Genomic DNA, 14,163 nt, shown 5'->3' on the forward strand with positions numbered 1-14,163 from the left:
GCATGGCCAAGCCGCATATTTCCTATGTCTGCCAGAACTGCGGCGCGGCAAGCCAGCGCTGGCAAGGCCGCTGCGAATCCTGCGGCGCGTGGAATACGATCGCCGAGGAAAGCGCTGGCTCTGGAATTGGCGCGCAGGCTGCGCTCGGCGTTCGGAAGGGCCGCGTCTTCAATCTTTCGAACCTGGTCGATAAAGACCGCCCGGCGGCGGCTCGAATAACGACTGGCTTGGCGGAACTTGATCGCGTCATCGGCGGCGGCTTCGTCCCAGGCTCAGTTTTCTTGCTCGGCGGCGAGCCCGGCATCGGCAAGTCGACGCTGTTGATCCAGGCGTGCGCCGCGCTCGCCGCGCAAGACAGACGCGTCGTCTATATTTCCGGTGAGGAGGCGGTCGATCAGGTGCGCCTGCGCGCGCTGCGTCTTGGCCTCGCCGGAGCCTCCATCGAACTCGCCGCTGAGACCAATGTGGACGATATCGTCGCCACTCTCGGCCAAGGCAAGCGGCCGGCCCTCGTCGTCATCGATTCGATCCAGACGATGTGGACGCCGGTCGTCGACTCGGCGCCCGGCACGGTCAGCCAGGTTCGCGGCGCGGCCCAGGCGCTGATCCGCTTCGCCAAGGCGACGGGCGCGGCGGTGATTCTTGTCGGCCATGTCACCAAGGACGGCCAGATCGCAGGGCCCCGCGTCGTCGAACATATGGTTGACGCGGTGATTTCCTTTGAAGGCGAGGGCGGCCGCGACCTCCGCTTGCTTCGCGGCGTCAAGAACCGCTTCGGCCCAACCGACGAGATCGGCGTTTTCGAGATGACCGGACGAGGGCTCGCCGAGGTGGCTAATCCATCCGCCTTGTTTCTCTCCGCGCGCGACGCCGCGGCGCCTGGAGCCGCGGTTTTCGCGGGGATGGAGGGAAGCCGCCCGCTTCTCGTCGAATTTCAGGCGCTGGTCGCGCAAAGCTCGCTCGGGACGCCGCGCCGCGCCGTCGTCGGCTGGGACGCCGCGCGCCTGTCCATGGTTCTCGCCGTCCTCGAGGCGCATGCCGGGCTGAAGCTCGGCCAATATGACATCTATCTCAGCGTCGCGGGCGGCTTGCGCGTCGGCGAGCCCGCCGCCGATCTCGCCGCGGCGGCCGCTCTCGTGTCCTCCCTGACCGGCAGAACGCTTGCGTCCGACTCCGTCTTTTTCGGCGAGATCGCGCTTTCCGGCGCGATCAGGCCGGTGGCGCATGGAATGGCGCGGCTCAAGGAGGCGGCGAAACTTGGCTTTTGTCATGCGACCCGACCGCAAGCGTCACCGGAGTCTGGCGCGGAAAGAGGCGAACGCCCCTCGAGCGATCTCACTGTGCACAACTGTCTGCATATTTCCGAGCTGGTCGCCAAGATCGCCGCGGCCAAACCGAATGAGTCCGTCGCGCCGCCGCGACGCAGCTAAATGCGGAAGATGCGAAGGTTGAAGCAGCTAGCCCAAAACCCTCGCAAACGCTCGCTATACGCTCTTGCAACCTTTTTCTTTGCAAGGTGACTGAAACGATTCGCCTCGCTATAAGACCTAGCGACGGCGGCCCCGCTTCAATTCGATTAGGTGAGGAAGGCGGCGGCGCGCAGGACAATCTTCACGGCGTTCGAACGCGCCGGCGGCACATCTGATCTCACGCTTGCGGCGCGAAGGGCCAAAGCTAATGCCATCCTATCTCGATCTGGGCTTGATCGTCGTCATATTGATCTCGGCCTTCCTGGCGATGTTGCGCGGGTTCACCCGCGAGGTGCTGGCGATCGCGTCATGGGGCGGCGCCGCCGTCGCCGCGATCTATCTTTACCCCTTTGTCGTGCCTTACGTGAAACCCTACATCGCCAAGGAGATCGTCCAACAGGCCGTCTCCGCCGCGGCGGTTTTCTTCGTGACCTTGATCCTCGTATCCATCCTGACCGTGAAACTCTCGGACGCTATCCTGGACTCGAAGGTCGGGGCGCTCGATCGTTCCCTCGGCTTCGTTTTCGGGGCGGTTCGCGGGCTGCTGCTCTGCGTCATCGCCTTTGTTTTCTTCAGCTGGCTCGTGCCTGAGAAGACCCAGCCGGAATGGGTCAAGACTGCAAAGATGCGGCCGCTTTTGCAAGCCACCGGAGACCAGCTCATGGCGGTCCTGCCGGATGACCCCGAGGGTCTTTTGAGCAAGCTCAAGAAGCCCAAGGCCGGGACCGCGGCCGAGGAGCCGGCGCCCGACAGCGATGTGGAGCCGAAGGCTGGGCCGGCATTGCCCCAGGAAAGATCCGGGAGCGGCAAAAGGACGTGAGCCGTCGCTGCGACGGTCGGTCGCCGGCGCGGCTCGAGCTTCTTCGCGCCGACAAGGCTGACATTCGCCTCAAAGTTGATTATGTAAGCATTGCGTCATCCGCTTCGGCTCACGACTTGCTTTGCGCAAAGGCCCCGGACGCGCGAGATCGCCCTACGGGAGGCGACTGTCGACATCAAGCTGCTCGACGAGGACATTTTCGGGAGACGGTTCATGGGTGACGCGGTCAACGGCGGACAGAGTCCTGATTGCGACCCTAAGTCTTCCCGGGACGAGCATTCCTTCGGCCCGTCCGATTCGGAAGACTTCGACTTCGATGCCGACCGGTTGCGCGAGGAATGCGGAGTCTTCGGCATTTTCGGCCATCCTGAGGCCGCGGCGATCACGGCGCTCGGACTGCACGCCTTGCAGCACCGCGGCCAGGAGGCGGCCGGCATCGTCGCCTATGATGGCCATAGGTATAATTCGGAACGCAGGCTCGGCCTCGTCAGCGAGCATTTCTCCAAGGCTTCGACCATCGAGCGGCTTCCGGGCGAATCGGCGATCGGCCATGTGCGCTATTCGACAATGGGCGAAACTATCTTGCGCAATGTCCAGCCGCTTTTCGCCGAGCTGAATTCCGGCGGTTTCGCCGTCGCACATAACGGCAATCTCACCAATGGACTGACGCTGCGCCGCGATCTCGTGCGCGACGGGGCGATCTATCAATCGACCTCCGACACCGAGGTGATCCTGCATCTCGTCGCGCGAAGCCGCCGCCAGCGCCTTATCGACCGTTTCATTGAGGCCTTGCGCGCCATCGAAGGCGCTTACGCGCTGGTCGCCCTGTCCAACAAGAAGCTCATCGGCGCGCGAGATCCGCTGGGGATAAGGCCCCTCGTCCTTGGCGAACTCGACGGACGCTACATCCTCGCCTCAGAGACCTGCGCGCTCGACATTATCGGCGCGCGTTTCGTGCGCGATATCGAAAATGGCGAGATCGTCGTCATTTCCGAAGAAGGCATCGAGAGTTTGCGGCCTTTTCCGCCGCGTCCGATGCGTCCATGCATTTTCGAATATATCTATTTTGCGCGGCCCGATTCGATCGTGCATGGCCTCCCTGTCTATAATGTCCGGAAAGCAATGGGCGCGGAGCTCGCGCGCGAGGCGCCTATCGACGCCGACGTCGTTGTGCCTGTGCCGGATTCCGGCGTGCCTGCGGCAATCGGCTACGCGCAATTTTCTGGCGTCCCTTTCGAACTCGGCATCATCCGAAATCACTACATCGGACGGACCTTCATCCAGCCGACCCAATCGGTCCGCGAGTTGGGCGTGCGCCTGAAGCACAGCGCCAATCGCGCGGTCGTCGCCGGCAAGCGCATCGTCCTGATCGACGATTCGATCGTGCGCGGCACGACATCCGTCAAGATCGTGCAGATGATGCGCGACGCCGGCGCGCGCGAAGTGCATTTCAGGATCTCGTCGCCGCCAATTACCCATCCCGACTATTATGGAATCGACACGCCCGAGCGGGACAAATTGCTCGCGGCAACCTACACCCTTGAGGAAATGCGCGCCTATATCGGCTGCGATTCCCTCGCCTTTCTGTCGGTTGACGGCATCTATCGCGCCATGGGCGAAAAAGCCCGCGATCCGCTGCGCCCCCAGTTCACCGATCATTGCTTCACCGGCGATTATCCGACGAAGCTCACCGATGTCGGCGGCGAAACGAAGAGCCAGCTTTCGCTTCTGGCGGAAGCCAGTTGAGCCCTCTTCCTACTCCAACGGAACATAAAGAGATCTCGCTGGATTTGATTTGACGCGTCTTGGCGTAAAACAATGTCGCTTGCGCTCGCTGGAAACAGGGCGCTCTTATTACGAAACCGGCCGCAGCTTTCGCGGATTATGCTGGAGAGCCGCACGCAAACGCAGAATCGCGCCGCCAGCTTATTGTTAAGCTCCCGCAAATAGCAAGCGCTTCTCATGTCTCTCCTTCTCGACGGCCGCATAGCCCTAGTGACTGGAGCGTCGCGCGGCATAGGCCGCGCGGTCGCGATCGAGCTCGCCAGAGCCGGCGCGCATGTGATCGCGCTCGCCCGCACCCAAGGCGCGCTTGAGGAGCTCGACGATGCGGTCCGTGGCGAAGGCGGCGAGGTGACGCTGGCGCCTTGCGACGTCAAAGACTTTCCGGCGCTCGACCGCCTCGGCGCGGCGATCTTCGAGCGATGGGGAAAGCTCGACATATTCATCGGCAACGCCGGCGTGCTTGGCCCCCTGACGCCGCTCGCCCATGTCGAGCCGAGGCAATGGGACGATGTGTTTGCGGTCAATGTCACGGCCAATTGGCGGCTCATTCGCTCGCTCGACCCCCTCCTCCGCGCGGCCGACGCCGGACGGGTGATTCTCATTTCGTCGGGCGCTGGCCATGCGGCGAATTTCAAGGCCTATTGGGGGCCTTACGCGATCTCGAAGGCGGCGATCGATGCGCTGGTCCGCACCTATGCGGCGGAAACCGCGAATATTTCGGCGGTGAAAGTCATGGCGGTCAATCCGGGGCCGCTGCGCACGCGCATGCGCGCCTCCGCCATGCCCGGCGAAGACCCGATGAGCCTAAGAACGCCGGAGGAGCTTGCGCCAAAGATCGTCGCGCTCTGCGCGCCGGACTGGCCGCTGACCGGCAAGCTTTACGATTTTCCGACGGACCGGGTGCTGAGCTTCATGCCGCCGGCGTGAGAACGCTCCGTTGCAATAGCCCCGCTGCGTGCTAATGTTGAACACATGGGAAGGTTTCGCCAGGGCTCGGTCGCAAAGCGCGTCGTGATTAGCGTGATCGCGCTCTATGCGCTTTTGCTGCAGGCGTTTCTTGCTGATGCCGGACCGGTCGCTGCTTTCGATTCATCGACCGGCATGACCTGCTCGCAAGATGGATCGCCCTCTGGCGCACCCGGCGGCGAACATCATTATCACGCCGGACTTTGCTGCATTCTGGCATGCGCTGCTTGCGCTTGCGCCTATGTCGCTGCGACCGCCGCAGTCGCGGTTTTTCCAAGGCGTGCGGCCTCGTCCATAGTCTGGGAATCGGCGCCCTCAATCGCAGCGCGTCCGCCTCTCAAATTCTATTTCGCCGCGCGTGGCCCTCCCCAAGACCTTTAAAACGCGCCTCTCCGCTCGGCTCTTCGCGACCTCGCCAAGCTTGCTCGACGACGCTCCGGCAATAGTTTCCTCCTGTCTTGACGAGGATTGCTGAGCCCGCGCGAAATCCGCTCTTGGCTCGGAAGTCCGTCCTGGAGACGCGCCGCGCCGCGGCGCCTCGCGGCAAAACGTCCCATCATTTCTATTTCGCATGGCCGTCGCGCGCCCATTGCGGCCCCGGCCTTCATCAAAAAGGTCATCCTGATGTTGCATTCCATGTTGGAAGGCGGCGCCATGGCGCTCGCCTTGATTGGCGCAGGCGCTCGCTTGCGCGCTCGCGCCGAAGGAGGAGCCAATGGGCGCGCCTGAGGCGGTCCTCGAGGGCCTCTATCAAGCTCATGCGCATGAATTGCATGGGTTTGCCCGCCGCCGCGTAGGACGCCAGGAGGCGGAGGACGTTGTGCAGGACGCCTACCTCCATCTGCTTCAGCGAGGGGCGATCGGGGCCCTTGAGCATCCGCGCGCTTATCTCTTTCGCATCGCCGCCAATCTGGCCGTCGATGCGGCGCGCAAGACAAAGACGCGATCCCGTTACGCCGCAGACGAGATTGAATTCCTCGGCCTCGCCACAAGCGCGGCCAGTCCCGAGGCGACCGTCGAAGGCGCCATGGAGCTGCGCCAGTTCCAGGCCTCTCTCAACGAGCTCCCACCGCTCTGCCGCGAGGCTTTTCTTCTCAATCGGATCGATGAACTCACCCATGCCGAAATCGCCAGTCGGCTCGGCGTGTCGGTGCGAACCATCGATCGGCATATGGCGAAAGCCATGAATCATCTGCGCCGGCGGCTTCCCCGATCCTACAAGGCCGGAGCGGCATGAAGGATAATCGAATGAACGTTTCAGTCGGGTAGCGCGCATAGCGCGATCGTCAAATGCCGCCGCGGATCGGCGCTCGGTCCGACGGACAAACGGAATTCGCCGGGCTCAAGACGCGGTCGAAGGGTGACGTCCAAAAAGCGAAGCGAGCGGACTGGAAGCGGAAATTGCACGATCCCGCTTTCACCCGCTCGCAGCGCTATCTTGGCTACGCCTTTGAGCTCCAGGAGAGGCCGCGCGACGCTCGCCACCATATCCCGCGCGAATAGGAACAGCGTCTCTTCTCCGGCGACAGGCCCCTCGTTGAAGACATCGACCGTCACGATGATTTCGTCGCCGAGCCAGAAGCTTTCGCTGCTCGCGCGCAGATTTGCGAGGGCGAAACGGCTATAGGACAAGCCGTGTCCAAAAGGGAAAAGCGGTTCGGTCGGCATGTCGAGATATTTGCTGGCGTAAAGCTCGTTCGCACCCGCCGGTCTCCCCGTCGGGCGCTCGGCGTAGAAGATCGGGACTTGGCCGATATGGCGCGGCCAGGTGACGGGAAGCCGGCCCGTGGGATTGAAAGCCCCGGTGAGGACATCGGCCACGGCATGCCCAGCCTCGGCGCCGAGAAACCAAGCGGCGACGACGGCCCGCGCCCGCTCCACGAGCATCGGAATGATCAACGGCCGCCCGGAGAAAACAAGGGCGACGGTGGGCTTGCCTTGGTCCAAAACCGCCTGCGCAAGCTCGGCCTGATGGCCCGGCAGGTCCGGGTTCGCCCTCGAAGCCGCTTCCCCGCTCATGGCGGCGGCTTCGCCGAGGCACAGCAACACGAGATCGGCGCCGCGGCAGACCGCCAGCGCCGGGGCGATTCCCGAAACGTCGTCATCCTCAATTCCAACGCCGCGTTCAAAAACAATCTCGGCGTTCGGCAGCGCCTCCGTCAAAGCTTGAAGGACGGTGACGCAATCGTCGGCGTCGCCGGCGGCTGGCCATGGCCCGCGCATTTCGGCGCCCGCATCGGCGAGCGGGCCGATGAGAGCGATGCGGCGCAGCTCGCGCGAGAACGGCAAGACGCCATCATTGGTCAGGACCACGATCGCGCGCCGCGCAATGTCGCGCGCAAGCTCGCGGCGGACAGTGGCTTCTCTTGGATCACGCGGCTGCGAGGCTCCGCGCCTAAAGGGGTCGTCGAACAGGCCGAGGCGCTCCTTCAACGCGAGCACGCGCCGGACCGAGCCGTCGATCTGATCCATCGCCACAAGGCCGCGCACAAGCGCCGTGGGGAGTCCTTGGCGATAGGCGTCGCTCATCATGTCGATGTCGACGCCCGCTTGAAGCGCAGCAGCCGCAGCCTCGGCGAGATCGGCGGCGACGCCATGGTTCAGCAATTCCGCGATCGCATTATAATCACTGATGATGACGCCCTCGAAACCGTGCTGACGGCGCAGCCAATCGCGCAGCAAAGGGACATGCGCGGTCATCGGGACGCCATTGAGATCGTTGAAGCCCGGCATGATCGCGGCGCAGCCGGCGGCGATCGCCGCCGCGAATGGCGGCAGATAGATTTCATGCAGGAGGCGCTCGGAAACATCGGCCGAGGCGTAGTCGCGGCCGGCCAAAGCGGCGCCATAGGCGCAAAAATGCTTGGCCGTAGCGGCGATCGCGTCAGCCGCGGCGAGGTTTGAGCCTTGAAAGCCGCGCACTTTCGCTTCGGCGAACCGCGCTGCGACCCAGGGATCTTCGCCTGGCCCTTCGGCGATCCGCCCCCAGCGCGGGTCGCGCGCAATGTCGAGCATTGGGGCGAAGGTCATGGCGATTCCATCGGCCGCCGCCTCGATCGCCGCCGCGCGCGCGCTAAGTTCCCAAAAATGCGGATCAAACAGCGCCGCTTCCGCAAGAGGGATCGGGAAGATCGTGTTATGTCCATGCAGGACGTCGAAGCCGATCAGCAGCGGAATTTTGAGCCGGCTCTCCTCTACGGCGACGCGCTGAATGGCGCGCGCCTCCTCGGCGCCCCGAAGATTGAGGAGGTTGCCTATGCGCCCGGCGCGGACGCCTTCCGCAACCTCGCCCGCAAGGACCGGCCCGGTGACGATGAATTCGCCCGCAGCCATGCTAAGCTGGCCGATCTTCTCCTCGATCGTCATGGCGGCGAGGAGCTTGTCGATTCGTTTCACCGCCCGCGCCCGCCCCGGCTCTAGACTTTCTTCCTCGCGCCTGCGCCTAGAATAGACCGACGCGCCTCGCGACCCGCGAAATGCTAAGATGGCTGATCCGGAAATGAAACCGAGTTCGATTGTGGAACAAACGATTCAAATCTCAGAACCGAAAGCAAGTTGGCCGGCGCCGGCCGATGAGCTTGCTCCGCAGATCCGAATGATGGGCAAGGCGTTCATGGCCTCGCCCAATCGGACTCCTCTCATCGCGCTCGGCGTCGCGCTTTGCGCGGTGGTTGGCGCAACGGCCTACGGCCAGATCCAGCTCAACGCCTGGAACGGTCCCTTTTACGATTCCCTGTCGCACAAGAACTTCGCCGGCTTCTTGTACCAGCTCATTGTCTTCGTTGGGATCGCAGGCGGGCTGTTAATCTTGAACGTCTCGCAGACCTGGCTCAATCAGACGACGAAATTGAAGCTCCGCGAAGGGCTCACCCGCGATCTGGTCGATCAATGGCTCGAACCCAACCGCGCTTTCCGTCTCGCCGGCGCTGGAGAAATCGGCGTCAATCCCGACCAGCGCGTCCATGAGGACGTGCGCCATTTGACGGAATTGTCGACCGATCTCGGCATTGGCCTGCTCCAGGCGACGCTGCTTCTCGCGAGCTTCATCGGGGTCTTATGGATCCTGTCGCGGGGCATAATCCTTAATCTTGACGGATGGCATTTTGCTATCCCCGGCTACATGGTCTGGTGCGCGCTCCTTTATGCGAGCGCCGCATCCTGGCTGAGCTGGATGGTCGGGCGTCCGCTTATCCGTCTCAATGCCGAGCGCTACGCCCGTGAGGCGGATCTGCGAGTCGCGCTCGTGCGGGTCAACGAGCACGCCAATGGCATCGCGATTCATGGCGGCGAGAGGGATGAAAAAGAGCATGTCGGCCATGCGCTCGATCAGGTCCTCGCCATGATGCGCCGGCTGGTCACGGGAGTGACGCGGCTCGCCTGGGTTACCGCCGGCTATGGATGGTTCACCATTATCGCGCCCTTCGTCGTGGCGGCGCCCGGATTTTTCAGCGGCGATCTGTCCCTCGGCGGGCTGATGGTGGCCGTCGGCGCGTTCAATCAGGTGCAGCAGGCGCTGCGCTGGTTCAGCGACAATTTCAGCGCGATCGCTGATTGGCGCGCCACGCTTCTTCGCGTCGCAAGCTTTCGTCAGGCGCTGGTCGAGATGGACAGGCTAGGCCACAAGACGGGTCAGATCGAGCGCGTCGAGGCCACCGACGGCAAGCTCACGTTCGATAGTCTCGGCGTCGCTTCGCCCGGGGGCTGCGCCGCGCTGAATGAATCGCACATTTCGATCGAGCCCGGAGAGCATGTCTTGATCATCGGCGCGCCGAGAGTCGGCAAGACCAATCTTTTCCGCGCCATCGCAGGTCTTTGGCCGTGGGGCTGCGGCCGCATTTTTCTGCCACCGCGCGAGACCATGTTCTTCATGTCGCAACCTCCTTACATCCCGCCAGGCTCCCTGCGCGCCGTCCTTTCCTATCCCGCTCCGGCGACCGCGTTCACCGATAGCGAGATCACAGCCGCGCTCGATCGAATGGCGCTCTCCTATTTATCGCCCAAACTTGATCGCGTCGCGCATTGGGACGGCGAGCTCAGCGGCGACGAGCTGCAAAATCTCGCTTTCGCGCGTCTGTTGCTGCACAAGCCGGGTTGGGTCCTGATCGACGACGCCATAGGCCGGCTCGACGAGAACAGCCGCATCACTGTCCTTGATATTTTCCGCCACGAGCTGGCCGGAACAACGCTCATCAGCATCGGTCGTCAGGGCACCCCTGACGGCTTCTATACGCGCGTCCTGCGCCTGACCAGCGACCCGGATGGCATGCGGCTGGTTCCTTGTCCGACTCTTCCCACGGCTACGTCGAGGGTCGAGCAAAAGGCCGCCGCTTGACCGCCGGAAAAAACGGGGTCTTTTCATTCAGTATCCTTGAGCCGATGCCATCGTCCCATAAGCAACAAACGATCAACAGGCCTCATGCGCGATCGTCGGACGAGGCGCTGCTCGATCTTGTTCAACGGCAAACATTCCGCTTCTTCTGGGAAGGGGCGCATCCGGTCAGCGGCCTCACGCGCGACCGGACCGGACTCGACGCCGATCCCGATGACGATCTCGTCAGCATTGGCGGCTGCGGATTTGGCGTCATGGCGATCATCGTCGCGACGGAGCGCGGCTGGATCACTCGGGCTGAAGCGATCGGCCGCCTCGACGGAATGCTCGCCTTTCTCGCGCGGACGCCCTGCTATCACGGCCATTTCCCGCATTACGTAAACGGTCGCACCGGCGCGACCATAGCCTTTGGCCGGAAGGACGATGGCGGCGACATAGTCGAAACATCGTTTTTGTTCCAGGGACTCTTATGCGCGCGTCAATATTTCAACCGCGACGACGCCGCGGAGACAAGCCTGCGCGATCGCATCACCTGGCTTTGGCGCGACGCGGAATGGAGCTGGCACGCCCGCAACGGTCATAACGCGCTGACCTGGCACTGGAGCCCCAATCACGGCTGGAGTCTTGACGCCGACGTGAGAGGCTGGAACGAATGCCTCATCACTTACGCGCTCGCCGCCGCCTCGCCGACTTACCCGATCGATCCCGCAGTCTATCATAATGGCTGGGCCCAGAGCCGCCGGTTCATCAATGGCCGTCGGTTTTACGACATTGAACTGCCGCTCGGCCCTGACTTCGGGGGCCCCTTATTCTTCTGCCATTATTCTTTTTGCGGCCTCGACCCGCGCGGACTGAAGGACGCCTACGCCTTCTATCTTGAGCAAAACATGCAGCATACGCTGATCAATTACGAACATTGCGTCCGCAATCCCAATCGCTGCAAGGGCTATGGCCGCAACGTCTGGGGGCTCACGGCGAGCGATGACCCAACCGGCTACGTAGCGCATGCCCCAGACAATGACACAGGCGTCATTTCGCCGACCGCGGCCCTCTCGAGCTTTCCCTACGCCCCACAGCAAGCGATGCGGGCCTTGCGCCAATTTTACGACGTTCTCGGCGACAGAATATGGGGCCGCTTCGGCTTCACCGACGCTTTCAGCGAAAGCCAGGACTGGTACGCAAAGACCTATCTCGCCATCGACCAGGGACCGATCGTCATCATGATCGAGAATTATCGGACCGGCCTCTTGTGGAAATTGTTCATGGCCGACCCGGACGTGCAGACCGGCTTGAGGCGGCTCGGATTCGAAAGTCCGCATCTCGTTTAGGAGAAGCTCGTGGAGGACACAGGATCGACCACGAGCGGAGATTTGGCGCAAGGGGCTCCATGCCTGTCGCAGGATTGGCTCGCGCGTCAATATTCCTTTTCTGCTGCGGCTTTGCTGCGCAGCATTTCGGCGACGCATCTCGTCAAGACGCGGCCGGGCTTTGGCCAGGTGATTCGACCGGTGAAAGGCTCCGTGCTGGCCTCCCCCGTGATCGCAGCCTATGATCCCGACCCGGACTATTTCTTCCATTGGGTGCGCGACTCGGCGATCGTCATGGACGCTCTGCGCTGCCTGATCGTCTCTGGCGCGCTTGGCCGGGAGGGGCTCGGCCATTTCGAGGATTTTCTCGCTTTCAGCTTGCGGCTCGTCGATCTCGACGGGCGCGCGTTTCTAAGCCGTGCGGGTGACTTCCGACAGAGCGTCGAGCCATTCTTCCTGCAATATGTGCGGTCCGATCGCGATTTGGCTGAAATCACAGGCGAACGCGCCCTGGGCGAGCCCCGGTTCAATCCGGATGGAACCCTTGACATCATCAAATGGTCGCGCCCGCAACATGACGGCCCCGCCTTGCGCGCCCTCACGGTCATGCGCTTCTGGGCGCTCGACTCCGTCGGAGAGTTGGAGACCCGCGCCATGCAAACCCTCATCGAGCGCGACCTCGCCTTTATCCATCATTGCTGGCGCGAGCCGAGCTTCGACATTTGGGAAGAGGAGCTTGGCCGCCATTATTACACGCGCCTTGCGCAATACGCCGCGCTCGCCGACGGGGCGCGATGGAGCGATGAATTGGGCAAGCCCGACCGCGCGCAAGCCTATCGCGAGGCCGCGGAAGAGATCGCGCAGAGTCTCGACGAACATTGGAGCGGCGCCGAGGGCTTCTACCTCAGCCGCCTTGACGTCGCGCCCGGCGCATCAAGCAAAGATCTCGACATCGCGACAATTCTCGCGGTGATCCATGCCGACCGCAAGGAGGGAGCGCATAGCGTCCTCGACCCCAAGGTCCTGGCGACTCTGGCGCGGCTGGAAAATTTATTTGAAACCGTCTACCCGATCAATGAACGCCGCCCTGAAGGCTGCGGCCCGGCCATGGGCCGCTACGCGGGCGACCGCTACTACAGCGGGGGGGCCTATTATTTTGCGACGCTCGGCGCCGCTCAATTCTATTTCCGCCTCGCAGAAGCAGCGGCGGCAGGCGCAATGATCCGGGTCACGCGTGAAAATAGGGACATTTTGCAGGGGCTCGACGCGACTTCGGTGAAAAATGCCCCGCCCCCTTTCGGGCCTTTGGCGCCGGAGCGCCGAGATGATTTTTTCAGGGCCGTGCTTCGGCGGGGGGACATGTTCATGGCGACGGTCGAGGCCTATGCGCCCACTTCGGGAGAGCTTGCCGAGCAGTTCGACCAGGCGACCGGCGCGCCTGCCTCCGCGAAGGATCTCGCCTGGAGCCACGCCGCCTTCATCACCGCCGTTGCAAGCCGCGAGGCCGCCTTGCGCATGGTCAAAGTCAGCCTCGACCGGCGTGGCGTCTCCACGTGATTGACAAGCTCGAATTCCTCATGGTGCTGGCCCGCGAAAAGAGCTTCAGCCGAGCAGCTGAGAGCTGCGGCGTCACCCAGCCGACATTTTCGGCCGGCATCAAGCAATTGGAAGATATTTTGGGGGTGCTTCTCGTTAATCGAAGCTCGCGCTTCCACGGTCTGACGGCCGAGGGCGAGCGCGTGCTGGAATGGGCGAAGCGCATCGTCAGCGATGCGCGAGCGATGCGCCAGGACGTTCGGACCACCAACGCGGCTCTGACCGGGCACTTGAGGGTCGCGGCAGTGCCGACGGCGCTCGGGATGGTGGCTGAGCTTACGACCCCTTTCCGGGCGAAGCACCCTGACGTTCGTTTCACCATTCTCTCTGAATCATCTCGCAAGATCCTAACATTGCTTGATGATCTCGAGATTGACGCCGGCCTCACCTATCTCGACAATGAACCGCTCGGTCAGATTAGGACAGTGCCGCTCTATTATGAGCGCTACCGCCTCCTGACCTCCGTCCATTGCCCGCTCGGCGATCGCACGAGCGTGACCTGGGCGGAGGTAGCGGGCATCCCGCTTTGCCTGCTCACCCCGGACATGCAGAACCGCCGCATTATCGACCGTTTGCTCGCCAATTATCGCTCCGAACCGCCAACGCCCATGCTGGAGTCAAATTCGATGGTGGTTCTCTTCTCGCATGTCCGGACCGGCGAATGGGCGAGCGTCGTCCCGGAGGCGTTCGCCGGCGTGCTTGGACTGGCTGAACCTTTGCGCTCCATTCCTATCGTCGAGCCGCAAGAGGTGCATAAAATCGGGCTTGTGCTGCCCCGGCGAGAGCCGATGACGCCGCTCCTCCGCGCCTTTGTCGCCGAAGCCAATCGGATCGCTCTGCCGGATTGATCGCGCCGCGCCGATAGATTGAGGCCGAGCGATAGAAAATCTC

General features: G+C 62.9%; 10 protein-coding genes. 9 read left to right on the forward strand and 1 reads right to left on the reverse strand.

What is annotated here, in order from left to right:
- The first annotated feature begins 2 nt into the window (after positions 1-2).
- The 5 genes from radA (at position 3) to RZS28_RS17675 (ending at position 6,277) form a co-directional block, all read left to right on the forward strand.
- Positions 3-1,430 (forward strand): DNA repair protein RadA, encoded by a 1,428-nt coding sequence (gene radA / locus RZS28_RS17655; protein WP_407339031.1) that lies wholly within the window; start codon positions 3-5, stop codon positions 1,428-1,430.
- Between the two features lie 247 nt (positions 1,431-1,677).
- Positions 1,678-2,289, forward strand: a complete 612-nt coding sequence (locus RZS28_RS17660) for a CvpA family protein (protein WP_407339032.1) — start codon at positions 1,678-1,680, stop codon at positions 2,287-2,289.
- A 213-nt stretch (positions 2,290-2,502) separates the two neighbouring features.
- Positions 2,503-4,035, forward strand: a complete 1,533-nt coding sequence (purF, locus tag RZS28_RS17665; protein ID WP_407339033.1) for an amidophosphoribosyltransferase — start codon at positions 2,503-2,505, stop codon at positions 4,033-4,035.
- 216 nt (positions 4,036-4,251) lie between these two features.
- A complete protein-coding gene (locus RZS28_RS17670) occupies positions 4,252-5,001 on the forward strand; it encodes an SDR family NAD(P)-dependent oxidoreductase (protein ID WP_407339034.1) in 750 nt (249 codons plus the stop codon).
- Between the two features lie 754 nt (positions 5,002-5,755).
- The gene (locus RZS28_RS17675; protein ID WP_407339035.1) at positions 5,756-6,277 is read left to right on the forward strand and encodes an RNA polymerase sigma factor; all 522 of its coding nucleotides are present in this window, start codon (positions 5,756-5,758) and stop codon (positions 6,275-6,277) included.
- Between the two features lie 20 nt (positions 6,278-6,297).
- On the opposite strand, the gene RZS28_RS17680 is transcribed toward RZS28_RS17675, so the two are convergent.
- Positions 6,298-8,436, reverse strand: a complete 2,139-nt coding sequence (locus RZS28_RS17680; protein WP_407339036.1) for a glycoside hydrolase family 3 N-terminal domain-containing protein — start codon at positions 8,434-8,436, stop codon at positions 6,298-6,300.
- Between the two features lie 217 nt (positions 8,437-8,653).
- Between RZS28_RS17680 and RZS28_RS17685 the strand changes: the two genes are divergently transcribed.
- Genes RZS28_RS17685 through RZS28_RS17700 form a run of 4 tightly spaced genes read left to right on the forward strand, consistent with a single transcriptional unit; the run spans position 8,654 to position 14,120 of the window.
- Positions 8,654-10,372 carry an ABC transporter ATP-binding protein/permease gene (locus tag RZS28_RS17685; RefSeq protein WP_407339037.1) on the forward strand — a complete coding sequence of 573 codons (1,719 nt, stop codon included), beginning with the start codon at positions 8,654-8,656 and terminating at the stop codon, positions 10,370-10,372.
- Positions 10,373-10,416: 44 nt separating this feature from the next.
- Positions 10,417-11,697 carry a glucoamylase family protein gene (locus tag RZS28_RS17690; RefSeq protein WP_407339038.1) on the forward strand — a complete coding sequence of 427 codons (1,281 nt, stop codon included), beginning with the start codon at positions 10,417-10,419 and terminating at the stop codon, positions 11,695-11,697.
- A 9-nt stretch (positions 11,698-11,706) separates the two neighbouring features.
- Entirely contained in the window at positions 11,707-13,233 is a 1,527-nt protein-coding gene (locus RZS28_RS17695) for a glycoside hydrolase family 15 protein (RefSeq protein ID WP_407339039.1), read from the forward strand.
- A complete protein-coding gene (locus tag RZS28_RS17700) occupies positions 13,230-14,120 on the forward strand; it encodes a LysR family transcriptional regulator (RefSeq protein ID WP_407339040.1) in 891 nt (296 codons plus the stop codon). The genes RZS28_RS17695 and RZS28_RS17700 overlap by 4 nt, the downstream gene beginning before the upstream one ends.
- The last annotated feature ends 43 nt before the right edge of the window (positions 14,121-14,163 follow it).

The sequence above is a fragment of the Methylocapsa polymorpha genome (assembly GCF_045689225.1).
Classification (GTDB): domain Bacteria; phylum Pseudomonadota; class Alphaproteobacteria; order Rhizobiales; family Beijerinckiaceae; genus Methylocapsa; species Methylocapsa polymorpha.

Excerpts from the sequence above, each read along its gene's own strand:
- RZS28_RS17660 (WP_407339032.1), top strand. The coding sequence starts at position 1,678 with ATGCCATCCTATCTCGATCTGGGCTTGATCGTCGTCATATTGATCTCG.
- radA (WP_407339031.1), top strand. The coding sequence starts at position 3 with ATGGCCAAGCCGCATATTTCCTATGTCTGCCAGAACTGCGGCGCGGCA.
- RZS28_RS17690 (WP_407339038.1), top strand. The coding sequence starts at position 10,417 with ATGCCATCGTCCCATAAGCAACAAACGATCAACAGGCCTCATGCGCGA.
- RZS28_RS17675 (WP_407339035.1), top strand. The coding sequence starts at position 5,756 with ATGGGCGCGCCTGAGGCGGTCCTCGAGGGCCTCTATCAAGCTCATGCG.
- RZS28_RS17670 (WP_407339034.1), top strand. The coding sequence starts at position 4,252 with ATGTCTCTCCTTCTCGACGGCCGCATAGCCCTAGTGACTGGAGCGTCG.
- purF (WP_407339033.1), top strand. The coding sequence starts at position 2,503 with ATGGGTGACGCGGTCAACGGCGGACAGAGTCCTGATTGCGACCCTAAG.
- RZS28_RS17685 (WP_407339037.1), top strand. The coding sequence starts at position 8,654 with ATGGCCTCGCCCAATCGGACTCCTCTCATCGCGCTCGGCGTCGCGCTT.